The sequence below is a fragment of the Sulfitobacter sp. LC.270.F.C4 genome, assembly GCF_032922545.1.
Classification (GTDB): domain Bacteria; phylum Pseudomonadota; class Alphaproteobacteria; order Rhodobacterales; family Rhodobacteraceae; genus Sulfitobacter; species Sulfitobacter profundi.
This window is the reverse complement of record NZ_CP136692.1, coordinates 230202-253495: the sequence shown is the minus strand read 5'-3', so window position 1 is coordinate 253495 and position 23294 is coordinate 230202. Positions and strand designations below refer to the sequence as shown.

At 61.6% G+C, this 23294-nt stretch carries 22 protein-coding genes and 1 riboswitch; of the genes, 17 read left to right on the top strand and 5 right to left on the bottom strand.

From position 1 onward, the window contains the following. The first annotated feature begins 165 nt into the window (after nt 1-165). Together R1T45_RS05065 and R1T45_RS05060 are read left to right on the top strand one after the other, a co-directional pair. Nucleotides 166-1779 (top strand): GMC family oxidoreductase, encoded by a 1614-nt coding sequence (locus tag R1T45_RS05065; RefSeq protein ID WP_260010710.1) that lies wholly within the window; start codon nt 166-168, stop codon nt 1777-1779. Nucleotides 1780-1782: 3 nt separating this feature from the next. Further along, nucleotides 1783-2748 (top strand): nitronate monooxygenase, encoded by a 966-nt coding sequence (locus R1T45_RS05060; protein WP_317390299.1) that lies wholly within the window; start codon nt 1783-1785, stop codon nt 2746-2748. 20 nt (nt 2749-2768) lie between these two features. On the opposite strand, the gene R1T45_RS05055 is transcribed toward R1T45_RS05060, so the two are convergent. Further along, nucleotides 2769-3632, bottom strand: a complete 864-nt coding sequence (locus R1T45_RS05055) for an LOG family protein (RefSeq protein WP_317390298.1) — start codon at nt 3630-3632, stop codon at nt 2769-2771. Nucleotides 3633-3804: 172 nt separating this feature from the next. Between R1T45_RS05055 and dapD the strand changes: the two genes are divergently transcribed. From dapD to R1T45_RS05020, 7 genes are all read left to right on the top strand, one after another. Beyond that, nucleotides 3805-4632 carry a 2,3,4,5-tetrahydropyridine-2,6-dicarboxylate N-succinyltransferase gene (dapD, locus tag R1T45_RS05050; RefSeq protein ID WP_067940927.1) on the top strand — a complete coding sequence of 276 codons (828 nt, stop codon included), beginning with the start codon at nt 3805-3807 and terminating at the stop codon, nt 4630-4632. A 56-nt stretch (nt 4633-4688) separates the two neighbouring features. After that, nucleotides 4689-4943 (top strand): GlsB/YeaQ/YmgE family stress response membrane protein, encoded by a 255-nt coding sequence (locus tag R1T45_RS05045; protein ID WP_067622328.1) that lies wholly within the window; start codon nt 4689-4691, stop codon nt 4941-4943. Between the two features lie 88 nt (nt 4944-5031). Continuing rightward, entirely contained in the window at nt 5032-5370 is a 339-nt protein-coding gene (locus R1T45_RS05040; RefSeq protein WP_067622327.1) for a hypothetical protein, read from the top strand. A 101-nt stretch (nt 5371-5471) separates the two neighbouring features. Beyond that, on the top strand, nt 5472-6617 hold the full coding sequence (dapE, locus tag R1T45_RS05035; RefSeq protein WP_317390297.1) for a succinyl-diaminopimelate desuccinylase: 1146 nt from the start codon (nt 5472-5474) through the stop codon (nt 6615-6617). After that, nucleotides 6614-7183 carry a TIGR04282 family arsenosugar biosynthesis glycosyltransferase gene (locus R1T45_RS05030; protein WP_317390296.1) on the top strand — a complete coding sequence of 190 codons (570 nt, stop codon included), beginning with the start codon at nt 6614-6616 and terminating at the stop codon, nt 7181-7183. Before dapE ends, R1T45_RS05030 begins: the two co-directional genes overlap by 4 nt. Before the next feature lie 32 nt (nt 7184-7215). Beyond that, on the top strand, nt 7216-9483 hold the full coding sequence (rnr, locus tag R1T45_RS05025; RefSeq protein ID WP_317390295.1) for a ribonuclease R: 2268 nt from the start codon (nt 7216-7218) through the stop codon (nt 9481-9483). A gap of 101 nt (nt 9484-9584) precedes the next feature. Further along, nucleotides 9585-10880, top strand: coding sequence for a lytic murein transglycosylase (locus tag R1T45_RS05020; RefSeq protein ID WP_317390294.1), 1296 nt, complete (start codon nt 9585-9587; stop codon nt 10878-10880). Nucleotides 10881-10914: 34 nt separating this feature from the next. Here the strand turns inward: R1T45_RS05020 and R1T45_RS05015 are convergent, their stop codons facing one another. Both R1T45_RS05015 and R1T45_RS05010 read right to left on the bottom strand, forming a co-directional pair. Continuing rightward, entirely contained in the window at nt 10915-12309 is a 1395-nt protein-coding gene (locus R1T45_RS05015) for an aspartate aminotransferase family protein (protein WP_317390293.1), read from the bottom strand. A gap of 75 nt (nt 12310-12384) precedes the next feature. Continuing rightward, a complete protein-coding gene (locus R1T45_RS05010) occupies nt 12385-13086 on the bottom strand; it encodes a GntR family transcriptional regulator (protein WP_317390292.1) in 702 nt (233 codons plus the stop codon). Nucleotides 13087-13231: 145 nt separating this feature from the next. Between R1T45_RS05010 and R1T45_RS05005 the strand changes: the two genes are divergently transcribed. The 5 genes from R1T45_RS05005 to R1T45_RS04985 all read left to right on the top strand — a co-directional run bounded on the left by R1T45_RS05005 (nt 13232) and on the right by R1T45_RS04985 (nt 18565). Beyond that, complete coding sequence (locus tag R1T45_RS05005; protein WP_317390291.1) at nt 13232-14317, top strand: polyamine ABC transporter substrate-binding protein; 1086 nt, start codon at nt 13232-13234, stop codon at nt 14315-14317. A 99-nt stretch (nt 14318-14416) separates the two neighbouring features. Further along, complete coding sequence (locus R1T45_RS05000; protein WP_120352054.1) at nt 14417-15544, top strand: ABC transporter ATP-binding protein; 1128 nt, start codon at nt 14417-14419, stop codon at nt 15542-15544. A gap of 2 nt (nt 15545-15546) precedes the next feature. Continuing rightward, entirely contained in the window at nt 15547-16422 is an 876-nt protein-coding gene (locus R1T45_RS04995; protein WP_317390290.1) for an ABC transporter permease subunit, read from the top strand. Next, nucleotides 16419-17240 carry an ABC transporter permease gene (locus tag R1T45_RS04990; RefSeq protein WP_120352052.1) on the top strand — a complete coding sequence of 274 codons (822 nt, stop codon included), beginning with the start codon at nt 16419-16421 and terminating at the stop codon, nt 17238-17240. Before R1T45_RS04995 ends, R1T45_RS04990 begins: the two co-directional genes overlap by 4 nt. Further along, complete coding sequence (locus R1T45_RS04985) at nt 17237-18565, top strand: FAD-binding oxidoreductase (protein WP_317390289.1); 1329 nt, start codon at nt 17237-17239, stop codon at nt 18563-18565. The genes R1T45_RS04990 and R1T45_RS04985 overlap by 4 nt, the downstream gene beginning before the upstream one ends. Before the next feature lie 6 nt (nt 18566-18571). Here R1T45_RS04985 and R1T45_RS04980 read toward each other — a convergent pair whose 3' ends face one another. Further along, on the bottom strand, nt 18572-19471 hold the full coding sequence (locus tag R1T45_RS04980; protein WP_317390288.1) for a rhodanese-related sulfurtransferase: 900 nt from the start codon (nt 19469-19471) through the stop codon (nt 18572-18574). A 116-nt stretch (nt 19472-19587) separates the two neighbouring features. Between R1T45_RS04980 and pncA the strand changes: the two genes are divergently transcribed. Continuing rightward, complete coding sequence (gene pncA, locus R1T45_RS04975) at nt 19588-20184, top strand: bifunctional nicotinamidase/pyrazinamidase (protein WP_317390287.1); 597 nt, start codon at nt 19588-19590, stop codon at nt 20182-20184. 69 nt (nt 20185-20253) lie between these two features. Next, nucleotides 20254-21546, top strand: coding sequence for a nicotinate phosphoribosyltransferase (pncB, locus tag R1T45_RS04970; protein ID WP_132443883.1), 1293 nt, complete (start codon nt 20254-20256; stop codon nt 21544-21546). 3 nt (nt 21547-21549) lie between these two features. On the opposite strand, the gene R1T45_RS04965 is transcribed toward pncB, so the two are convergent. After that, nucleotides 21550-22560: a PAS domain-containing protein gene (locus R1T45_RS04965; RefSeq protein ID WP_317390286.1), complete on the bottom strand. Its 1011-nt coding sequence runs from the start codon at nt 22558-22560 to the stop codon at nt 21550-21552. A gap of 165 nt (nt 22561-22725) precedes the next feature. After that, nucleotides 22726-22943: riboswitch (cobalamin riboswitch) on the top strand. Between the two features lie 33 nt (nt 22944-22976). Between R1T45_RS04965 and R1T45_RS04960 the strand changes: the two genes are divergently transcribed. After that, the gene (locus tag R1T45_RS04960; RefSeq protein WP_317390285.1) at nt 22977-23162 is read left to right on the top strand and encodes a CbtB domain-containing protein; all 186 of its coding nucleotides are present in this window, start codon (nt 22977-22979) and stop codon (nt 23160-23162) included. Nucleotides 23163-23294: the final 132 nt, after the last annotated feature.

The following is a 23294-nucleotide window of genomic DNA, read 5'->3' as shown; positions in this document are numbered from 1 at the left end:
AAAAATCAACAAACGGATGCGCTGCGCGGGCAAAGCGCGAGGAATGTGGCTTTGCGGTAAATGCCGCGGTGGGCGGGCGACTTACGGCAGGGATTGTGACCTGTCGCCGGGCGCTCTACCAATAACGCGCCGGGGAGGCGGGCCAGAATATCGGGAGAGATCACCATGCACGACGAGACACAGCTAGAGGGTCGCTATGACTATATCATTGTCGGCGCTGGCACCGCGGGCTGTGTTTTGGCCAACCGTCTCAGCGCTGATCCAGCCAATAACGTCCTGCTGCTCGAGGCTGGGGGGGATGACAACTACCACTGGGTCAAGGTGCCGGTGGGGTATCTCTATTGCATCGGCAATCCGCGCACCGATTGGATGATGAAAACCGCGCCCGAGCCGGGGTTGAACGGGCGCTCTCTGACCTACCCGCGCGGCAAGGTGCTGGGCGGCTGTAGCTCCATCAACGGCATGATCTACATGCGCGGGCAGGCGGCGGACTATGACCATTGGCGGCAGCTTGGCAACGCCGGGTGGAGCTGGGACGACGTGCTGCCCTATTTCCTCAAGTCCGAGGATCACCACGCGGGCGGCAATGACATGCACAGCGCCGGTGGTGAATGGAAGGTCAGCAAACAGCGCCTGCGGTGGGACATTTTGGAGGCCGTGCAGGACGGCGCGCGGGAGTTCGGGATCGAACCTCGTGCCGATTTCAACGATGGTGATAACGAAGGCTCGGGCTTTTTCGAGGTGAACCAACATGGCGGTGTGCGCTGGAACACGGCGCGCGGTTTCCTGCGCCCCGCGATGCAGCGGCCCAACCTGCGGGTGATGACACATGCCCATACCAATGGGCTGATCCTAGAGGGCAAGCGCGTGACCGGCGTGCGCTTTACCCACGAAGGCCGCGCCCTGCGGGCCGTGGCCGAGGGCGAAGTGCTGTTGTCGGCGGGGGCAATCAACTCACCCAAGATCCTCGAACTCTCGGGCATCGGGCAGAGCGAGCTTTTGAGCGGCATGGGTATCACCACGCTGCATGAACTGCCCGGCGTGGGGGAGAACCTTCAGGACCATTTGCAGATCCGCACCGTCTATAAAGTGCAAAACACCAAGACGCTCAACACGATGACCCATTCGCTTTGGGGGAAGGGGCGGATGGGTCTGGAATATCTCATGCGGCGCAGCGGCCCCTTGGCGATGGCACCCAGCCAGTTCGGCATGTTCACCAAGTCCGACCCCGCGTTGGAGACGCCCGATCTGGAATACCACGTGCAGCCCCTGTCGACCGACAAGCTGGGCGATCCGTTGCACCCGTTCCCGGCGATTACCGTTTCGGTCTGCAACCTGCGGCCCGAGAGTATCGGCTCTTGCCATCTGACCAGCCGCGACAGCGCGGTGCAGCCCGACATCCGTCTGAACTATCTTTCCGCCGAGAGCGACAAGCGTGTCGCGGTCGCGGCCATGAAACAGGCGCGACACATCATGACGGCCAAGGCGCTGCACCCTTATCAGCCCGAGGAAATCTTGCCCGGCCCCGTCGTGCAGAGCGATGAAGACCTGCTCGACAAGGCGCGCGATATTGCCACGACGATCTTTCACCCCGTTGGCACCTGCAAGATGGGCAGTGATCCGATGGCGGTGGTCGATGCCGATCTGCGGGTGCATGGGTTGCAGGGACTGCGGGTGATTGATGCCTCGATCATGCCCAAGATCGTCTCGGGCAACACGGCATCGCCGACGGTGATGATTGCCGAAAAGGCCGCTGACGCCATTCTGGCGGGGCGGTAGGGGATGCTGACCACGCGTTTGACCAAACGGCTGGGGATCAGCCATCCGATCATCCAAGCGCCCATGGCTTTCGCCGCGGGCGGGCGGCTGGCGGCTACGGTCTCAAGCGCGGGGGGCTTGGGCATGATCGGCGGGGCCTACGATTCCGGCGAATGGATCGCTGAGCAGCAAGATCTGGCGGGCAACCAATCGGTCGGCTGCGGCTTTATCACTTGGAAACTGCGGGAGCATCCGCAGGCGTTGGAGCAGGTTCTCGCCCGCGACCCGGCGGCGGTCTTTCTTTCGTTCGGCGATCCGGCAGAGTTCGTCCCCGCGATCCGAGCGGCCAAAGTGCCGCTGATCTGTCAGGTGCAAACCCTGCGCGATGCCGCCCATGCGATTGATCTGGGGGCTGAAATCATCGTCGCCCAAGGGGCCGAGGCTGGCGGCCACGGTGAAAAACGCGCGACCTTTACCCTTGTGCCCGAAATTGCCGATCACATCGCCCGCCATGCGCCTGAAGTGCTGCTTTGTGCGGCGGGCGGTGTGGGTGACGGGCGCGGGTTGGCTGCGGCGCTGATGCTCGGGGCCGATGGGGTGGTCGTCGGCTCGCGCTTCTGGGCCTCGGAAGAGGCGCTGGTGCATCCCGCGATGCTAAAGGCCGCGATTGAGGCCGGTGGCGATGATACGCTGCGCAGCACCGTGACCGACATCATGCGCGGCTATGACTGGCCCAAACGCTACACGGGCCGCGTGCTGCGCAATGAGTTCACCGACCGCTGGCATGATGACCCCGACGGGCTGCGCGCCGCGCTGGCGCAGGAGTTGCCACGTTGGCAGGCGGCGGTGGCAGAGGGCGACGCCCGCACTGCCAACGCCTTTGTCGGAGAGGTCGCAGGGTTGATCGGCGCGGTCAAACCCGCCGCCGATATCCTGCGCGATATTGTCCAAGGGGCCGAAGTGGCCTTGGGCCAGACCTTTACCCGGTGACGGGGCCGGGCAAGGCCCGATCAGCCGTGATCTTCGACCTCTTCCCGGCCCGGCACATGTTCGCGGGCGGGGGCGGTCTCCCAATTCTCGATCACTTCCATCGCCTCATCCGCGCTTTCGACAAAGCGGAACAGGTCGAGGTCTTCGGCAGAGATCGTCCCAGCATCGGCCAGCGCGTCCCAGTTGATGATCTTTTCCCAGAACTCACGCCCGAACAGGAGGAAGGGCACGCGGTTCATGCGGCCGGTCTGGATCAGCGTCAGGGCCTCAAAGAGCTCGTCCATGGTGCCGAAACCACCGGGGAAGACGCAGATCGCGCGGGCGCGCATCAGGAAATGCATCTTGCGGATCGCGAAATAGTGGAAGTTAAAGCAAAGCTCCGGCGTGACATATTCGTTGGGCGCCTGCTCAAACGGCAGCACGATATTCAGGCCGATGGAATGGCCGCCCGCGTCCAGCGCGCCACGGTTGCCTGCCTCCATCACACCCGGCCCACCGCCGGTGACGATGACGTTCTCCACGCCGCCGGTCTCCATCGACTTTTCAGTCATCAGCCGGGCAAAGGTGCGCGTCTCGTCATAAAAACGCGACAGATCGGCCAGCGTCTTGGTGCGGGCGGTGTGTTTCTCGGCTGGTGCAGGAATGCGCGCGCCGCCAAAGAGCACGATGGTCGATTGGATGCCATGGGCATCGAGCAGCAGTTCGGGCTTGAGCAATTCCAGTTGCAGGCGCACCGGGCGCAACTCATCGCGGCACATGAAGTCGTCGTCGGTAAAGGCCAGACGGTAGGCGGGCGCGCGGGTTTGCGGCGTGTCGGGGGCGTCTTGGGCCTTGGCGCGGTCAACATTGGCGCGGCGCAGCGGGTGGCGGTGGTCCTCGTTCATCCTCGGGTCTTTCCTTGGTCTAGGGCTTGGCTCAGGTGGCGCGATGGGCGTTCAGGTCAACATGCCTTGTTGGTCGCAGAATGACCACGCCTCACTTTGCCCGGCAATTGCACCCTTGGCGGTGCAAGGCTATAGCCCTCAAAAGGCCTTTTCACATTCGGAGACTTGCCCCATGTCCAACGCCCAACTTGAAACCGCCATCGAAGCCGCTTGGGATACCCGCGACCAGATCACATCCGCCACCACCGGAGAGACCCGCGACGCCATCGAAGAGACGCTGAACGCGCTCGACAGCGGCAAGCTGCGCGTGGCGGAAAAGCAGGACGACGGTCAGTGGCATGTCAATCAGTGGGCCAAAAAGGCCGTGCTGCTGGGCTTCCGCATCAAGGATATGGAACATCAAGAAGGCGGCCCGCAGGGCGCTGGCTGGTGGGACAAGGTCGACAGCAAATTCAAAGGCTGGGGCGATGCCGAATGGAAAGAGGCCGGTTTCCGCGCCGTGCCCAACTGCGTCGTGCGCCGCTCGGCCTATATCGCGCCCGGCGTGGTGCTGATGCCGTCTTTCGTGAACATCGGCGCCTATGTCGACAGCGGCACCATGGTTGATACATGGGCCACCGTCGGCTCCTGCGCGCAGATCGGCAAAAACGTGCACCTCTCGGGCGGCGTCGGCATCGGCGGTGTGTTGGAACCGATGCAGGCAGGCCCGACTATCATCGAAGACAACTGCTTTATCGGGGCGCGGTCGGAAGTCGTCGAAGGCTGCATCGTGCGCGAAGGTTCGGTGCTGGGCATGGGTGTCTTCATCGGCCAGTCGACCAAGATCGTCGACCGCGAAACTGGTGAGATCATGTATGGCGAAGTGCCCGCAGGGTCGGTCGTCGTCGCAGGCACCATGCCATCGAAGAACAACGTGAACCTTTACTGCGCCGTGATCGTGAAACGGGTGGACGCCAAGACCCGCTCCAAAACCTCGATCAACGAGTTGCTGCGCGACTGAGGGAACCAAATGCCCCTTCATAGCGTTGAGACCTGAATTCAAAGGAGATTAACGACATGACGGGTATCGGTTGGTTTGCCGCAATCATCGTGGGTGGCCTTGCAGGCTGGATCGCAGAAAAAATCATGAAATCGGACATGGGTCTGATCATGAACATCATCCTCGGCATCGTTGGTGCCTTGGTAGCGAACTGGCTGTTGATGCTGATCGTTGGCAGCACGCTGGGCGGTTGGTTCGGTCAGTTGGTGGTCGGCATCATCGGTGCCTGCCTGCTGATCTGGGTCACACGGTTGGTCCGCGGCAAGACTTGATTGCCAAGACCTAAGGGCAGGGGCGCGGCCCCTTTCCAAATCTGAGCGAAAAGGTTAGGGCTGCCGAAAGCAATCGGCGGCCCTTATCATGTCTGAACCCAAGAAAACCAAGAAACCTTCGCGCCAGCAGGTCTTTACCCTTTTGGTTCAGATCGGTCGCAAGGATGGCGATGGACTGCCCGACAAGGCCACCGGGGCCGCGCTGATGTGTTTCGCCTCTGGTATCGACGAGGCCGAAGCCGTGCGAGAGACCGTGGCGATCCTCAAACAGGCCGACACCAACCCGCTGGACGTGACCGGCTATGGCACGCTGGAAGAGCGCGAGGCCGAGGGCCAAGAGATCGACGGCGAAGAGCGTGAGTTGATGCAGCGCGCACTAGAGGAAAACTCGGTCATCGTCGCCCAAATGACCCCGTTTTTCGACTGACCACGGTCCCACACGGGGAATTGCAGTGCGCCCCCTTGGCATCGGCGCGATTTGCCCACACAAGTTACCGGACAAGCGATAACCCCTGAAAAGGAGCCGAAATGTCCGGTCTCGACCCTGTTGATCTCACCGCAAAACTGGTGCGCTGCGCCTCTGTCACCCCCGCCAACGATGGTGCGTTGGAAGTGCTGGAAGAGGTGCTGGGCGCGGCTGGGTTCGACTGTACGCGCGTGGACCGGGGCGGCATTTGCAACCTTTTTGCCCGCTGGGGCAACAAGGGCAACACCAAGTCTTTCGGCTTTAACGGTCACACCGATGTGGTCCCCATCGGGGATGAGGCCGATTGGTCGATGCCCCCCTTCGGAGCCGAGATCAAAGACGGCATCATGTATGGCCGCGGCACCACCGACATGAAATCCGGCGTGGCAGCCTTTGTCGCGGCGGCGGTTGATTTCGTCAAAGACACACCGCCCGATGGTTCCATCGTGCTGGCGATCACCGGGGACGAAGAGGGCGACGCGCTCGACGGGACCACGGCGCTGTTGGACTACATGGCCGAGAACGGCGAGCGGATGGATGTCTGCCTTGTGGGGGAGCCGACTTGCCCCGAGACCATGGGCGACATGATCAAGATCGGGCGGCGCGGGTCGATGAACGCGCATTTCAAGGTGACGGGCAAACAGGGCCACGCGGCCTATCCGCACCGGGCCAACAACCCGCTGCCCGCGATGATGCGGCTGATGGACCGTTTGGCCAGCTATGAGTTGGATCAGGGCAGCGATCATTTCGATCCGTCGACACTGGCGGTTGTCACGGTCGACACTGGCAACAAAGCCACCAACGTGATCCCGGCGCAGTGCCGCGGCGCGGTGAATATCCGGTTCAACGACCACCATTCAGGCGCAAGCCTCAGCGATTGGCTGCGCGGCGAAGCGGACAAAATCGCCGAGGAATTCGGCCTACAGGTGGAGGTGGAGATCAAGATCTCCGGCGAGAGCTTTATCACCCCGCCGGGCGCTCTGTCCGATCTGGTTTCGGGCGCGGTCGAGGCGGAGACTGGGGTGAAGCCGGAACTCTCGACCACCGGCGGCACCTCGGACGCGCGTTTTGTCAAAGCGCATTGCCCGGTGGTCGAGTTCGGTTTGGTCGGCCAGTCCATGCACCAAGTCGATGAACATGTGCGGGTCGAACATATCGGACAGCTTAAATCCATCTACACCCGCGTGCTGCGGAATTATTTCACGTGAAACCAACGCTCATCGTTATGGTAAAAGAACCGCATCCCGGTCGGGTGAAAACCCGGCTGGGCCGTGACCTTGGCATGGTGGGCGCGGCATGGTGGTTTCGCCACCAGACGCGCCGCCTGCTGCGCCGCATTGAAGATCCACGTTGGCAGGTGGTGCTGGCTGTCGCGCCGGATGTCGAAGGGCTGCAAAGCCGGGTTTGGCCCGCACATTTGCCCCGCTGGCCCCAGGGCAGGGGCAATCTGGGCGACCGCATGGCACGGATGCTGCGCGCCGCACCCGGCCGGGCCTGTGTGATCGGGGCGGATATTCCCGGCATTAATCGCAAGGAACTTGCGCGGGCCTTCGATGCGCTCGGACGACATGACGCGGTCTTTGGCCCCGCGCCCGATGGGGGCTACTGGCTGGTGGGGTTGAAACACCCCCGCCGCGCACCGCCTAGCCTGTTCGACGCTGTGCGCTGGTCCGGCCCGCACGCGCTGGCCGACAGCCGCGCGACCCTGCCGGGCTACCGCATCGCCGAAGTCTCAACCCTGCGCGACGTGGACGAAATTCACGATTTGCCATGACGACAGGGGGGCTGCGTGCTACCTGCTGAGGTATGAGCAAGATACCCAGCAAATCCGAGATCCTCGACTGGATCGAACAGAACCCCACGCTGACCGCCAAGCGCGACATCGCCAAAGCCTTTGGCATCAAAGGTGCGGCGCGGATCGACCTGAAGCGCGTGTTGAAAGAACTGGAGGCCGAGGGCCATCTGGAAAAGCGCCAGCGCAGCTATCAGGATCCGGATCGCTTGCCGCCTGTCTCGGTGCTGCTGGTCACCGGGCCGGACAAGGATGGTGATCTGTTTGCCAAGCCGATGGAATGGCATGGCGAGGGGAAAGAGCCCGTCGTGCTGTTGATCCCGCGCGACAGTGATCCCGCCCTTGGCGAAGGCGACCGCATTCTGGCACGGCTGACGCTGGTGAAAGGCGAAGACCACCATTATGAGGCGCGGCTGATCCGCCGCATTGGCAGCAATCCGAAAAAGGTCTTGGGCATCTTCCGCAAGGCTGCCGAGGGCGGGCGGATCGTGCCGATCGACAAGGGCGCTGACCGTGAATGGCGCGTTGGGGCCGATCACACTCATGGCGCGAAAGACGGTGAGTTGGTTGAGGCCGAGCAGGCCGGGCCAAAGGGCCGCATGGGCTCCCCCCGTGCCCGCATCGTCGAGCGGTTGGGCGACCCATCAGAGCCGCGTGCGGTGTCACTTATCGCGATCCACCAGCACGGCATTCCCGATAATTTCCCCGATAAGGTGGTCGAACAGGCCGATGCCGCCAAACCGCAGGGTCTTAAGGGCCGCGAAGACCTGCGTGATCTGCCATTGGTCACCATCGACCCGTCCGATGCACGCGACCATGATGACGCCTGCTATGCCCATGCCGACGAAGACCCCAAGAACGAAGGCGGTCATGTCGTCTGGGTCGCCATCGCGGATGTGGCCGCCTATGTCACGCCCGGTTCAGCGCTGGATATCGAGGCGCGCAAACGGGGTAACTCGACCTATTTCCCCGACCGGGTGGTGCCGATGCTGCCGGATCGCCTGTCGGGCGATCTGTGCTCATTGCACGAAGGTGTCCCGCGCGCCTGTATCGCCGTGCGTATGGTGCTGGATGCCAAGGGCAACAAGACCGGCCATACGTTCCATCGCGGGCTGATGCGTTCGCCCGCATCCTTGCATTACGAAGAGGTGCAGGACGCCATTGACGGCAACCCGAACGACCGCACTGGCCCGCTGTTGGAGCCTGTGCTGAAACCGCTTTATGCCGCCTACGGCGCGCTGAAAACCGCGCGGGCCGAGCGGCAGCCGCTTGAGTTGGACCTACCGGAACGCCGGATTGAGTTGGGTGACGATGGCAAGGTGAAATCGGTCAATTTCCGCGAACGGCTCGACGCGCATAAGCTGATCGAAGAGTTCATGGTGCTGGCTAATGTCGCCGCCGCCGAGACGCTGATCAAGAAGAAGACACCGCTTCTGTTCCGCATTCACGAGGAACCCTCTCCGGAGAAGTTGGAATCCTTGCGCGAAACGGCGCAGGCGGCAGGCTTTACGCTGGCTAAGGGGCAGGTTTTGCAGACCGCGCATCTTAACCGGCTGTTGGATCAGGCGGCGGGGACGAATGATGCGGAACTGATCAACCTCAGCACCCTGCGGTCGATGACGCAGGCCTATTACGGGCCCGCGCATATCGGGCACTTTGGCCTCGCCCTGCGGTCCTATGCGCATTTCACCTCGCCGATCCGGCGCTATGCGGACCTGATTGTGCACCGTGCGCTAATCACGGCGCATGGCTGGGGCAAGGACGGTTTGACCCCGGAAGAGATCGAAGGGCTGGAACAGACCGGCGCGCATATCTCGGACACCGAGCGGCGCTCAATGGTGGCAGAGCGCGACACGACTGACCGCTACCTCGCCGCCTTCTTGTCAGAGCGTGTGGGCAATGAGTTCACCGGTCGGATCAGCGGCATCGCCCGGTTCGGGGCCTTCGTGAAGCTGGACGAGACGGGCGCCGATGGGCTGGTGCCGATGCGGTCTTTGGGGCGCGAGTATTTTCACCATGATCCAGAGGCGCAGACGCTGATGGGGTCCGATACCGGCATGATCATCGGCATCGGCCAACGGGTGACCGTACGGCTGGCCGAGGCGGTGCCCGTCACCGGGGGCATCGCACTGGAACTGCTTGAGATCGAAGATCAGAAGGTGAAGCAAGGCGGGGGTGGCAGTCGGCGCAGCCCGGCAGGCCGCAATCCGCGCGGCAAGGCCGTGAAGGCCAAGCGCAAGAAGGACAAGATCAAGCGCAAAGTGACCCGCACCCGCCGCTGAGGCGGCAAACAGGCGGAGCTTCGCGGATGGCCGCGCCCCTCCCTTTCCACCGGGGCGGGGCGGGCATAGGATTTGTCGCAACTCTATGAGGTGAGGCGATTATGATCCGGCACTACGCGATGATTTCAGGCATTCTTGCGACCGCAGGCATGGGGGCTCCGGCCTTTGGGTCTGGTCCTGCTAAATCTACGCGGCCCGCGCCGCGCACGTCGCAGGCCGTGGTTGTTTCCGCCACCCCGGCAGAGCAAGCCACCCCAGAGGCCACCGGCGATGAGGCCGGGTTGCGCGCTTGGGTGACGGAATTCCGGCCCCGCGCCCTGCAGCAGGGCATCGACCCGGATGTCTTTGACCGCGCGCTGGATACGGTGCTCTATGACACCGAGGTGATCCGCCGCGACCGCAACCAGTCGGAGTTTACCAAAACGATCTGGGATTACCTCGACACCGCGACCTCGGATCTGCGGGTGCAGAATGGGCAAAAGGCGTTGGCCCAGTGGGAGCGCACGCTGGAAGATATCGAAATCAAATATGGCGTTGAGAAAGAGATCGTCACCGCGATCTGGGGGCTAGAGAGCGCCTATGGCAGTTTCCGAGGCGGCGACAGCGTGCTGAATTCGCTGGCCACCCTCGCCTACGACGCGCGGCGGGCGGAATTTTTCGAGGGCGAATTGCTGGACGCTCTGCGTATTTTGCAGGCGGGCGATACCGATGCAGAGCAATTGCGTGGCTCTTGGGCGGGCGCGATGGGGCATACGCAGTTCATGCCGTCGTCCTTCCACGCCCATGCCGTCGATTGGGACGGTGACGGGCGGCGGGACATTTGGGGCGACAACCCCAGCGATGCGCTGGCCTCTACCGCTGCATATCTCAAGCATTTCGGCTGGACGACGGGCCAGCCTTGGGGTGTCGAAGTGGCCCTGCCCGAGGGGTTTGACTATCTGCTGGCCGACCGTGAGGTGACCAAGACCCCGGCGGAATGGGCCCAACTTGGCGTGACCGCGCTGAGTGGTGACGCGGTTGCGGATCACGGGCCCGCGTCGATCCTGCTGCCCGCAGGCGCGCAGGGCGCGGCCTTTATGATCTTCCCGAATTTCGCGGTGATCGAGCGCTATAACACGGCGGATGCCTATGTCATCGGCGTCGGCCATCTGGCCGACCGGATCGACGGCGCGGGGGAAATAAAGCAAGAGTGGCCCCGCGAAGACCGCGCGCTGAGCTTTGATGAGCGGATCGAATTGCAGACTCTGCTGACAAAGTCGGGTTTTGACACGCAAAAGATCGACGCCAAGATCGGCCCGCTGACCGTCAAAGCCGTGCGCAGCTATCAGCAGTCCGAGGGGATCGCGCCGGATGGCTATGCTTCGCCCCGGCTGCTGGCCCGACTGCGAAACGAATAAAGGGCCGCCCCCAAACGGGGGCAGCCCGGGTCGTTTAGGACGCAGCTTTCAGCATGTCCTTGTCTTTCAGATCGGTATAGGTCGCATCCAGCGCCTTGGTCGCCCGTGCGGCGAATATCTTGATCTCTTCGGGCGTGATGACCAGCGGCGGAGAGATGATCATCCGGTCGCCGACATGGCGCATTACCAGATTATTGGCAAAGCAATGCTCCCGGCAGGTGTAGCCAGCGACGCCCCCATCCGCGAATTGCGCACGGCTTTCCTTATCCGGCGTCAGCGGCAGAGACGCCATCAGGCCAGAGACGTTGACCCCGCCAACCAGCGGATGCTCTCCCAGCTTATCCAGCGCCTCTTTCAGCGCGGGGGCGGCGACGTCTCGCACATGGTCGACGATGTTCTCTTCTTGCATGATGCGCAGGTTTTCCAGCGCCACGGCGGCACAGACCGGGTGACCGGAATAGGTGTAGCCGTGGTTGAATTCGCAGGCGTTGATGACCTCGGCCACTTCGTCACACACAATCGACCCGCCAATCGGCGCGTAGCCCGAGCTGAGGCCCTTGGCGATGGTCATGATATGCGGCTTGATCCCCATGGTTTGCGAGCCGAACCAGTTCCCTGTCCGGCCAAAGCCACAGATCACCTCGTCGGCGATCAACAGAATGTCGTGTTTGTCGCAAATGCGCTGAATCTCGGGCCAGTAGGTGCTGGGCGGAATGACAACCCCGCCGGCGCCCTGCACGGGTTCGGCAATGAAGGCGGCAACCTTGTCGGCACCCAGTTCGACGATCTTCGCGTCCAGCTCCTGCGCCCGTTTCTGGCCGAAGTCCTCGGGCGACATATCACCGCCCTCGGCATACCAATCGGGCTGACCGATGTGATGGATGCCGGGGATCGGCAGGCCGCCTTGCTCATGCATATAGGTCATGCCGCCCAGACTGGCCGACCCGACCGAAGAGCCGTGATAAGCATTCTTGCGGCTGATGATATGGCTCTTCTCGGGCTTGCCCTTTTGCGCCCAATAGGTGCGGACCATGCGCAGGTTGGTGTCGTTCGCCTCTGATCCGGACCCGGCGAAAAAGACGTGGTTCAAATCACCGGGGGCGAGGTCGGCCAGTTCCTTGGCCAGCGCGATGGCGGGCACATGGGTCGTTTGGAAGAAGGTGTTGTAATAGGGCAGTTCGTTCATCTGCCGTGCGGCGACCTTGCCCATCTCTTCGCGGCCATAGCCAAGGTTCACACACCACAGCCCCGCCATCGCATCGAGGATTTCATTCCCCTCGCTGTCGGTCAGATAGATGCCCTTGGCCCGTGTGATGATGCGCGCGCCCTTGTCGCCCAATTCATCGTTGGTGGTGAAAGGATGCATATGATGCGCCGCATCAAGCGCCTGAAGGTCCGCGGTGGGGAGGTGATTCGTAATGGGCGGCATGTCTGTGCACCTTCTATCTGCGTGAAAAATAAGCTTCGCTGCAGAATATGATCAAATTATAGCATGTCAATCGAATCAACGCGGAATGGGCAACCCATCAAGGGCGGCGCGGATTTGGGTCATTCCTTGTGCAACATCGCCTGCCATGACCTCACCCGCCAATGCGGCATCCACGGCGGCAAAGGCCGCAAGAAGTTCTGCGTGTTTGTCGGGCAGATTGCTGGTGCCATAGCGCCCGCAAACCACGCGAAGCGAGGGGCCGAAACGCAGCCACAACCGGTCCACCGTGGCGGCCATGATGGGCGCTTCTGCAAGGTCGTAGATCATCCTGTGAAAGCTGTAGTTCTGCATCAGATAGCCACCGACATCGCCCCGATCGATGGCAAGGTTCAGCGCGTTGTCGCAATCATGCAGAGCGTTCAAACGCCCGTCTGTCATGCGGTTTGCGGCGCGTTTGGTCAGTTCCGGCTCTAGCGTTTCACGCATGAATCCCAGCTCTTCCAGCCCGGCATGGGTCAGCTCTGGCACGGTGACACGGCGGTTGCCCAAATGGGTCAGCGCCCCTTCGGAGATCAGGCGTCGGATGGCCTCGCGCACGGGCGTCATGCCTGCATCAAGCGCGGCGGTCAGACCTTGGATCGTAACCCCCTGTCCGGGGGCCAAATCGCCAAAGAGAATCATCTTGCGCAGACGTTCGTAAACATGCTGATGGATTGGTGTCTTGACCGCCGCATCGGCGGCGGGAAGCAATCTCGGATCGGTCTTTTCTGAACCCATGGGAGCGGTCTTTCCGTCTTGTTTCGCCGTGTGTTGCAGCATTTCATCCTGCATGAAAGCATAAACCATCTTGCCCGAGGAGGCAAAACTTGATCAAATTGACGAAAGGTGGGGATCAACCCGACCTGTCTAACGGGAGTATGAAATGAAACATGTGCTACTAAGCAGCGTCGCCGTCGCCACCTTGATGGCAGGTGCCGCCACTGCCGAAACGGTCCGCGTCTACAACTGGTCGGATTATATCGACGAATCCCTGCTGGATAAATTCGAAGAAGAGACCGGCATCGAACTGGTCTATGACGTGTTCGACAGCAACGAAGTGCTAGAGACCAAAATGCTGGCCGGTGGGTCGGGCTATGACGTGGTTGTCCCCTCGGGCACCTTCCTGCAGCGCCAGATCACTGCCGGTGCGTTTCAGCCGCTGGATGCCTCCAAGCTGCCCAACCTTGAAAATATGTGGGATGTGGTTTCCTCGCGGACCGAACAATATGATCCCGACAACGCGCATTCGATCAACTACATGTGGGGCACCACAGGCATCGGCGTGAACCTCGGCAAGGTCAAAGAAGCTTTGGGCGAAGACGCCCCGGTCAATTCTTGGGACCTGGTTTTCGACCCTGCCAATATGGAGAAACTGGCCGATTGCGGCGTGCATTTCCTCGATGCCCCGGCCGAGATGATCCCGGCGGCGCTGAACTACATCGGCGAAGACCCCAACAGCCATGACCCGGATGTGATCGCAAAGGCGGAGGAGGTCTTCATGCCGGTCCGCCCCTACATCCAAAAATTCCACTCCTCGGAATATATCAATGCTTTGGCCAACGGTGATGTCTGCGTCGCAGTCGGCTGGTCCGGCGATATTCTGCAGGCCCGCGACCGCGCGGCCGAAGCCGACAACGGCGTTGAGATCGCCTATAACGCCCCCTCCGAAGGGGCGCAGATGTGGTTCGACCAGATGGCCATCCCGGTCGACGCGCCAAACCCCGAAGGCGCGCATAAGTTTCTGAACTTCATCATGGACGCCGAGAATATGGCGGCAGCGTCGAACTACGTGTACTACGCGAACGGCAACAAAGCCTCGCAAGAGCATTTGGTCGAGGATGTGATCGGCGACCCGGCGATCTACCCTTCCGAAGCGGCGCTGAACAACCTGTTCACCACCACACCCTACCCGCCGAAAGTGCAGCGCGTGGTGACCCGGCTCTGGACCAAGATCAAGTCTGGTACCTGATCCGAGACAGGGGGTGCGGCCAGTCTGGTCGCGCCCCTTTTTCTTGCCCCGCGACCCGATCAAAGCCCGATCAAAGCCCGAGCAAAGGATGTCTCAACCGTGAGCCCAACCGTCTTCGCCCCCTGGAACGACCCCGACGAAAAACCGCTCATTCGCTTTAAGAATGTAACTAAGAAATTCGGCGAATTCGTCGCCATCGACGACCTGTCTTTGGACATTTATGCGCAGGAATTCTTTGCTCTGCTGGGCCCATCGGGCTGCGGCAAGACGACGATGATGCGGATGCTGGCGGGGTTTGAAAACCCAACCTCCGGGCAAATCGAACTGGCCGGGCAAGACATCGGCCCGGTGCCGCCGAACAAACGGGCGGTGAACATGATGTTCCAGTCCTATGCGCTGTTCCCGCATCTCAGCATCTGGGACAACATCGCCTTTGGTCTGCGCCGCGACAAAATGGACAAGGACGCGATTGCGGCCCGTGTGGCCGAGATGCTGAAACTGACCCGGCTAGAGAAATTCGCCCGCCGCAAACCGCATCAGATCTCCGGCGGCCAACGGCAGCGCGTTGCACTGGCGCGGTCGCTGGCAAAAGCGCCGAAGCTTTTGCTTTTGGATGAACCCTTGGGCGCGCTCGATAAAAAATTGCGCCAAGACACCCAGTTCGAGCTGATGGATATTCAAGAATCCACCGGCACCACTTTTGTCATCGTGACCCACGACCAAGAAGAGGCGATGACCGTCGCCTCCCGCGTGGCGGTGATGGACGAGGGGCGCGTCATTCAGGTGGCCACCCCGGCTGAAATCTATGAGGCACCGAATTCCGTCTACGTGGCCGACTTCATCGGCGACGTGAACATCATCGAAGCCAGCACCAAGGCCATTGGCCAAGACCAATATCATCTGAACTGGATCGACGGGCAGCCGCCGCTGACCGCGACCTCTGCCGTGCCGTTCAGCGAGGGGCAGCAGGCCCATCTGGCGATCCGACCCGAGAAAATTCGTATCTCGACCGACCGGCCCGAGGATGCCCCCAATGCGCTACAGGGCAAAGTGCTCGACATCGCGTATCTGGGAAACCTCAGCACCTATCACGTCGAACTGCCCGGGGGGCAGGTGATCAAAGCGCAGACGGCCAACACCCGCCGCATCGCGCGGCGCGATATCACTTGGGAAGATCCAGTTTGGATTTCATGGAGCGCCACCGCAGGCGTCTTGTTGGCGCAATGAATATGCGTCGCTTCGCCCTGATCGCGGTCCCCTATTTCTGGCTGCTGGCGCTGTTTTTGGTGCCTTTCCTGATTGTTTTTAAGATCTCCTTGTCTGACACGGCGCTGGCGATCCCGCCCTATACGCCGACCATCAAGGACGGCATCAGCGCGTTGATCGCCCAATTGGATTTCGAGAATTTCACCTTCCTCGCCTCTGACGATCTGTATTGGAAAGCGTACCTTAGTTCGCTGCGAATCGCTGTGGTCTCGACCATTTTTACGCTGTTGGTCGGCTATCCTATCGCCTACGGCATGGCCCGCGCCCCCGAAGAGTGGCGCGCCACATTGATGATGTTGGTGATCTTACCCTTCTGGACCTCCTTCCTGATCCGCGTCTATGCGTGGATGGGCATTCTCAGCAACGAAGGGCTGCTGAATCAATTGCTGATGGGGTTGGGTCTAACGGCAGAGCCTTTACAGATCCTTAATACCAATACGGCAGTCTATATCGGCATCGTCTATACCTACCTGCCATTCATGATCTTGCCGATTTACGCTGCGCTGGACCGTCTGGATGAATCGCTAAACGAGGCCGCCGAAGATTTGGGCTGTTCGCGGCTGCAAGCCTTCTGGCTGGTAACGATCCCGTTGTCGCGCAATGGCATCGTGGCGGGCAGCTTTCTGGTCTTCATCCCGGCCTTGGGCGAATTCGTGATCCCCTCGCTGCTGGGCGGTTCGGGCACGCTGATGATCGGCAAAGTGCTGTGGGAAGAATTCTTTAACAACCGCGATTGGCCGGTGGCGAGTGCCGTTGCCGTGATCTTGCTGCTAATCCTGATCATCCCGATCATTCTGTTCCAACGCAACCAGCAGAAACAGGCGGAGGCCGAACAATGAAGCGGATGACATGGTTCAACGTGACCTCGCTGACGCTGGGGTTTGCCTTTCTCTATCTGCCGATGATCATTCTGGTGATCTACAGCTTCAACGCCTCCAAACTGGTGACGGTCTGGGCTGGCTTTTCGACCCGCTGGTATAGCGAGTTGCTGCAAAACGAAGCCTTCTTGAACGCCGCTTGGGTCACGATCAAGGTCGCGGTGATTTCGTCGTCGATCGCCACGGTGCTGGGCACGATGGCCGCCTATGTGCTGGTGCGCGGCGGGCGATTTATGGGGCGAACGCTGTTTTCCGGCATGATCTATGCGCCACTGGTGATGCCTGAAGTGATCACCGGTCTGTCGCTGCTTTTGCTGTTCATCGGCATCGGGCTGGACCGCGGCGTGCTCACTATCGTGCTGGCGCATACGACCTTTTCGATGTGCTACGTCTCGGTCGTTGTGTCTTCGCGGCTGGTGTCTTTTGACCGCTCGTTGGAGGAGGCCGCGCTTGATCTGGGTTCGTCTCCTTGGGAGGCGTTTCGTCTGGTCACCCTGCCGATCATCGCGCCTGCGGTGATCTCGGGCTGGCTCTTGGCCTTCACGCTGAGCCTTGATGATCTGGTGATCGCCTCCTTCACCGCCGGGCCGTCGGCGACCACGCTGCCGATCAAAATCTTCAGCGCCGTGCGTTTGGGGGTCTCGCCTGAGATCAACGCGCTGTCGACGATCATGATCGCCATTGTCACCGTGGGGGTCATCACCGCGTCGTTGGTCAGCAAACGCTCCAGCCTACGCGCGCAAGAGGAGGCCCGTGCGGCGGAACGGCCCGCTTCATGAGGCGCATCTACGCGGATTTCGCCTATTCCGAGGCACCGCGCGCGGGCTGCTGGTGGGATGAAACCTGCGCCGCGCCGGATCGTGCGGCGCAGGAGGGAGAAGAGCGCGCCGATGTGGTGATCATCGGCGGCGGGTTCACCGGTCTCAACGCGGCACTGCATCTGGCGCAGGCCGGGGTGGGGGCCACGGTGCTGGAGGCCGAGCGTGTGGGCTTTGGCGCATCTGGGCGGAACGGGGGCTTTTGCTGTCTGGGCGGCGGGATGCTCGACGATGCGGCGCTCGACCGCAAATTCGGGCGGCAAGAGCGGCTTGCGTGGCGGCAGGCCGAGAAGGCAGCGATAGGGCAGGTGGAGGATTTCATCACCACCCGTGGCGTCGACGTAGACCGTCATTCCCACGGCGAAACCCAACTGGCCCACCGCCCGCGCGATTTTGATGAGATGCGCGGCAAGCTGGATTATTACGCAGAGAATTACGGCGTCACGGCACGGCTGACCGAAAAGGCCAATTTGGCCGCAGAGGGGCTGAGCGCGGGCTTCGAAGGCGCGATCACTGTGCCGATTGGATTTGGCCTGAACCCCCGCAAATATGTGACCGCCCTAGCGCAGGCCGCAGAAGACGCGGGGGCCACGGTCTATCACAACAGCCTAGCCCTCAACGTGACACGGCGCGACGGCGCATTCGACGTCACCACCCCCAAGGGGCGCATCCGCGCCGAGCGGGTGATCATCGCCACCAACGGCTATTCCTCCGAAGACCTGCCGCCGTGGCTTGCCGCGCGTTACATGCCAACGCAGTCCAGCGTGATCGTGACCCGCCCAATGACCGAGGCAGAGTTGTCTGCCCAAGGCTGGACCAGCCGACAGGCCTGCTATGACAGCCGCCACCTGCTGCATTACTTCCGCCTGATGCCCGACAATCGCATGTTGTTCGGTGTGCGCGGCGGTCTGCTGTCGAGCCCAGCGTCCGAGGCGCGCGCCCTGCGCCGCGCGCGGGCAGATTTCGAGGCGATGTTCCCCGCGTGGCGCGATGTAGAGACACCGCATGGATGGTCCGGAATGGTCTGTATCGCCCGCAACCGCATGCCCTTTGTAGGCGAGGTGCCGGATCAGCCGGGCATGGTCGCGGGGCTGTGCTACCACGGCAATGGTGTGGCGATGGCCAGCTATTCCGGTGCGCTTTTGGCTGATCTGGTACGCGGCAAGACGCCAGAGCGGCCCTACCCCGCCCCCATGCGCGCCCCGCTTGCGCGGTTCGAGTTGGGCCGCTTTCGCCGGGCGGTCATGCCCTTTGCCTATGCGGGGTTTGCGCTGTCGGACCGTTAAAGGCGCTTAGCCTTGCTCTGACGCTCCGCGTTCTTTTGCCAGCATGATCTGACGTTGGCGCTCGCGAAAACGCTCTTTGTCGGCGTCCGATGTCTCTTCCGCACACTGATGACAGGACACGCCAGCCTCATAGGCGGGGTGTGTCGTATCGTCAGGCAGGATCGGGCGGCGGCAGCCGTGGCAGAGCATATGCGGCCCCTCGCGCAGCCCGTGGCCGACGCTGACGCGGTTGTCAAAGACAAAGCAATCGCCTTCCCACGTGCTTTCCTGTTCGGGCACCTCTTCGAGGTACTTCAGGATGCCGCCTTTGAGGTGAAAGACATCCTCAACCCCCTGACCGATCAGATAATTGGTCGATTTCTCGCAACGGATGCCGCCGGTGCAGAACATCGCGATCTTCTTGTTGTGGAAACGGTCTTTGTTCGTCTCCCACCATTCGGGGAATTCGCCGAAACTTTCGGTCTGCGGGTCGACCGCCCCTTCAAAGGTGCCGATGGCCACTTCGTAATTGTTGCGCGTGTCGATCACCGCCACATCGGGCGAGCGGATCAACTCGTTCCACTCTTTGGGGTCGACGTAGTGCCCAACCTTGGCGCGCGGATCGACATCGGGCTGGCCCATGGTGACGATCTCACGCTTGATGCGGACCTTCATCTTGCCAAAAGGCGGCTTGTCGCTGGTGGCTTCTTTCCATTCCAGATCGGCGCAGCCGGGCAGGGCGCGCAGATGGGCGATTACCGCGTCGATCCCGGCGCGGGGTCCGGCGATGGTGCCGTTCACCCCTTCGGGCGCTAGAAGCAGCGTGCCCATGACCGATTGCGCCTCGCAAAGCGCCAGCAGCGCAGGCTTGAGCGCTGCGGGATCCTCAAAACGGGTGAAGTGATATAGGGCGGCAATGGTATACATGAGCGTCAAATAAGCGCTTCGGGCGCAAAGCTCAATCCGGGGCGTGCCATTGACCTAACCCACCCGCAGCCCTACCCCTTTGAACGCCCTACCCCTTTGAACGGAGGAGACTGCCCATGACCCATGCCCTGATCGTGATCGATGTCCAAAATGATTTCTGCCCCGGTGGCGCGCTGGAAGTGCCCCAAGGCGATGAGATTCTGCGCGGCATCAATGCGCTGATGTCTGAGTTCGACGCCGTGGTCTTGACGCAGGATTGGCACCCGGCGGGGCATTCGTCATTCGCCTCTTCGCATAAGAACAATACGCCCTACGAGATCGTCACCATGCCCTACGGCCCGCAGGTGCTGTGGCCCGATCATTGCATCCAAGGCAGCATCGGCGCGCAGTTCCACCCCGAGCTGCAAGCCGACCGCGCCGATCTGATCATCCGCAAGGGCTATAGCCCCGACATCGACAGCTATTCGGCGTTTTTTGAGAATGATCACCGCACCCCCACGGGGCTCGAAGGCTACCTGCGCACGCGCGGGATCGAACGGCTGACGATGGTTGGGCTGGCGCTGGATTTCTGCGTGAACTTCTCGGCTGTGGATGCGGCAAAGCTGGGGTTCAAGGTGGATGTCCGCGAAGACCTGTGCCGCGCGATCGATCTGGACGGGTCGCTGGCCAAAGCCCGCGAAGGCATGCGCGCGGCGGGAGTGACGCTGGCCTAATCCGCCGCTTTCCCCTTGCCCATCTGGCCGCGCCCTTGGCATGAAGGGGCATGCAATAAGGAACCTCCCATGGTCGACATCGCCACCCGCGTCTATAACCACAAGTGGAAGATCGACCCCATCGTGCGGTCGCTGATCGACACGGATTTCTACAAGCTGCTGATGTGCCAGTCGGTGTTTCGCAACAAGCCGGACACGCAGGTCACCTTTAGCCTGATCAACCGCTCTACCCATATCCCGCTGGCCAAGCTGATCGACGAAGGCGAACTGCGCGAGCAGTTGGATCATATCCGCTCGCTCAGTCTCAGCCGGGGCGAAAGCACTTGGCTGCGCGGCAATACCTTCTATGGCAAGCGCCAGATGTTCCGCCCGGATTTCATGGAGTGGTTCGAAGGCATGCGCCTGCCGCCCTACCATCTGGAGCGGAAGGGCGATCAATATGAACTGACCTTTGAGGGCAAGTGGCACGAGGTCATGCTGTGGGAGATCCCCGCGCTGGCGGTGCTGATGGAGTTGCGCAGCCGTGCAGCACTGGACCCGATGGGCAAGTTCGAGCTTCAGGTGCTGTACGCCCGCGCGATGACCCGTGTCTGGGAAAAGATCGAGGCGCTGCGCGAGGTGGATAACCTCTCGATCGCGGATTTTGGCACCCGGCGGCGGCATTCGTACCTTTGGCAGGATTGGTGCGTGCAGGCGATGCACGAGGGGCTGGGCAATGCTTTCACCGGCACCTCTAACTGCCGCATCGCCATGATGCGTGAGCTAGAGGCGATTGGTACGAACGCGCATGAGTTGCCGATGGTCTATGCTGCCTTGGCCGATGATGACGCCGAGCTTGCCCGCGCGCCTTACGACGTGCTGTCGGATTGGCATGACGAACACGAAGGCAATCTGCGGATCATCTTGCCCGACACTTACGGCACCAAGGGTTTCCTTGATCACGCGCCGGATTGGCTGGCAGGCTGGACCGGCATCCGCGTCGACAGCGGTGATCCGGCCACAGCGGCGCAGACGGCCATCGACTGGTGGCGGGCGCGCGGCGAAGACCCGACGACCAAGCGGGTGATCTTTAGCGATGGGCTGGATGTCGACAAGATCAAGGAATTGCACGCGCAGTTTGCGGGCAAGGCCAAGGTCTCCTTTGGCTGGGGCACGTTGTTGACCAATGACTTCCGCGGGCTGGTGCCGAACGATGCGCTGGCGCCCTTCAGCCTTGTCTGCAAAGCGGTCAGCGCCAACGGGCGGCCCACGGTCAAACTCTCGGACAACCCCAACAAGGCGATGGGCCCGGCGGATGAGATCGCGCGCTACAAACGGGTCTTCGGGGTAGGAGAGCAGGACGCGCAGCAGGTGATCGTCTAAGGGTCAGTCCTGACCAATGGCCGTCATCGGAAATTCCGCCGTGGCGATCAATCCGTCGGACTGCCAGTCATAGTGCAACGTGCCACCAACCGCGCGGGTCAGCGATTGGATGATCCGCGAGCCGCTGTCGCGGTCGGATTTCGTCACCTCCGGGCCACCGATTTCCTGCCAGACGAATCGCAGACGGGCGGGCGCTTGAAGAAGCGCGATGTCCAGCGACACCCGCCCCGTCTCGGTGCTGAGCGCGCCATGTTTCACCGCGTTTGTCGCCAGCTCATGCAGGGCCAGCGTCAGGGGCGAGACGAGGCGGTGCGAAATCAGCGGGTTCGCCCCCGAGAGTTTGATCTGCTCTTCGGTGGCCGAGGTATAGGCGCGAATGATCGGCCCTATCAGGGTTTTAAAATCCACCTCATGCTGGTCACTGCGGCCAATCGTGTCGAAATGCGCCGCGCCCAAAGCCGAAAGCCGGTCGATCACCTTTTTGGCAAAGGCTGCTGGGGTCGGCTCTTCGCGGGCGGTCAAACGGACCATGGCGGTCATGACGTTCACAATATTGCGCAGCCGGTGCAGCAACTCGTCATCGGCCAGTTTGCGGTGTTCGCTTTCTAATCGGCGGCGTTCGGAGACATCGAGTTGCGAGCCGAAGAAATAGATCAGGTTGCCGTCTTTGTCATTGATCGGGCCCAGTTGCAGGGCGTTCAGAAAGCGGCTGCCGTCTTTGCGGTAGTTCACGATCTCGACCGTATCGACCCGGCGGCCCAACAGGATGTTGCGCACCGCGTCGATACTTTCGCGCGTGGTATCCGGCCCTTGCAAAAAGCGGCAGTTCTGCCCGACAATCTCCTCCAAGCGATAGCCGGTAAGATCGGTGAAAGCCTCATTAACATAGACGATCGGATTGTCCGGCAGGGTCGGGTCGGTGATGCACAGCGGCAAGCGGGCGTAGCGCACGACCTTGCCTAAAACGTCATCGGTCAGGGTCTGCCGAGCGGCCGAGACCGTCTTGTCGTTCATGAATTGCCGCCCTTCGCTCGAAACTGGCCGACAATGTGCCCTGTGCGTGGCTTTTGGGTCAACCCGCATACTGGGGTTTGGGCCATATTTGTCTACTAGATGCTGTATGCGCGATCGCGTTTCGTCTTGCTCAATAAATGCGGCTTGTCATGAAGGGTCGAAAATGCGTAATTGAGGGCGCTTGGTGTCCCGAGAAGCGCCTGTTGGTGTGGGACCGAAAAGGGAATTCAGTAAGGGGTCGCATGACCCCGAAGCCGAAGCCGCCCCCGCGACTGTAAGCGGTGAGCCAATGCCCCTCGTGCCACTTGTCCATTCGGACGGGGAAGGCGGGCAAAGGTCACGACCCGCGAGCCAGGAGACCTGCCAGGCGAATGAAACGCTAGATGCCGTCGGGTGTGACGGTAAGGAGACTGAAGATGACGACATTGATTAAGACCGCTGGGATCAAAACCGCCGGCGCCACGCGCAGCAAATTCGTACCCGCGCTGTTCGCCGCTGTGATGGGCGTTGCCCTGATGGCGCTGACCGGCCACGTGCAGGCTGCAGCATTGCATGATGCCGCCCATGACGTGCGCCACGCGACAGGCTTTCCCTGCCACTAAGCGCCCGTGTTCGGTATCACAGGGGTCCGGGCTGCCATGTCGCAGTCCGGCTGTCTGTGATTCTGCCATTTATCAATGCCTGCCTTTTGCCGCTCAGCCGTGCCTGCCGCTTGCCGCGTCGGAAGGGCTGCG

Coding starts and splice junctions, on each gene's coding strand:
- rnr (WP_317390295.1), top strand. CDS start 7,216: ATGAGCAAGATACCCAGCAAATCCGAGATCCTCGACTGGATCGAACAG.
- R1T45_RS05040 (WP_067622327.1), top strand. CDS start 5,032: ATGTCTGAACCCAAGAAAACCAAGAAACCTTCGCGCCAGCAGGTCTTT.
- R1T45_RS04980 (WP_317390288.1), bottom strand. CDS start 19,471: ATGTATACCATTGCCGCCCTATATCACTTCACCCGTTTTGAGGATCCC.
- pncB (WP_132443883.1), top strand. CDS start 20,254: ATGGTCGACATCGCCACCCGCGTCTATAACCACAAGTGGAAGATCGAC.
- R1T45_RS04995 (WP_317390290.1), top strand. CDS start 15,547: ATGCGTCGCTTCGCCCTGATCGCGGTCCCCTATTTCTGGCTGCTGGCG.
- R1T45_RS05065 (WP_260010710.1), top strand. CDS start 166: ATGCACGACGAGACACAGCTAGAGGGTCGCTATGACTATATCATTGTC.
- pncA (WP_317390287.1), top strand. CDS start 19,588: ATGACCCATGCCCTGATCGTGATCGATGTCCAAAATGATTTCTGCCCC.
- R1T45_RS05055 (WP_317390298.1), bottom strand. CDS start 3,632: ATGAACGAGGACCACCGCCACCCGCTGCGCCGCGCCAATGTTGACCGC.
- dapE (WP_317390297.1), top strand. CDS start 5,472: ATGTCCGGTCTCGACCCTGTTGATCTCACCGCAAAACTGGTGCGCTGC.
- R1T45_RS05010 (WP_317390292.1), bottom strand. CDS start 13,086: ATGGGTTCAGAAAAGACCGATCCGAGATTGCTTCCCGCCGCCGATGCG.
- R1T45_RS04965 (WP_317390286.1), bottom strand. CDS start 22,560: ATGAACGACAAGACGGTCTCGGCCGCTCGGCAGACCCTGACCGATGAC.
- R1T45_RS05045 (WP_067622328.1), top strand. CDS start 4,689: ATGACGGGTATCGGTTGGTTTGCCGCAATCATCGTGGGTGGCCTTGCA.
- R1T45_RS05020 (WP_317390294.1), top strand. CDS start 9,585: ATGATCCGGCACTACGCGATGATTTCAGGCATTCTTGCGACCGCAGGC.
- R1T45_RS05015 (WP_317390293.1), bottom strand. CDS start 12,309: ATGCCGCCCATTACGAATCACCTCCCCACCGCGGACCTTCAGGCGCTT.
- R1T45_RS04985 (WP_317390289.1), top strand. CDS start 17,237: ATGAGGCGCATCTACGCGGATTTCGCCTATTCCGAGGCACCGCGCGCG.
- R1T45_RS04990 (WP_120352052.1), top strand. CDS start 16,419: ATGAAGCGGATGACATGGTTCAACGTGACCTCGCTGACGCTGGGGTTT.
- R1T45_RS05005 (WP_317390291.1), top strand. CDS start 13,232: ATGAAACATGTGCTACTAAGCAGCGTCGCCGTCGCCACCTTGATGGCA.
- dapD (WP_067940927.1), top strand. CDS start 3,805: ATGTCCAACGCCCAACTTGAAACCGCCATCGAAGCCGCTTGGGATACC.
- R1T45_RS05060 (WP_317390299.1), top strand. CDS start 1,783: ATGCTGACCACGCGTTTGACCAAACGGCTGGGGATCAGCCATCCGATC.
- R1T45_RS04960 (WP_317390285.1), top strand. CDS start 22,977: ATGACGACATTGATTAAGACCGCTGGGATCAAAACCGCCGGCGCCACG.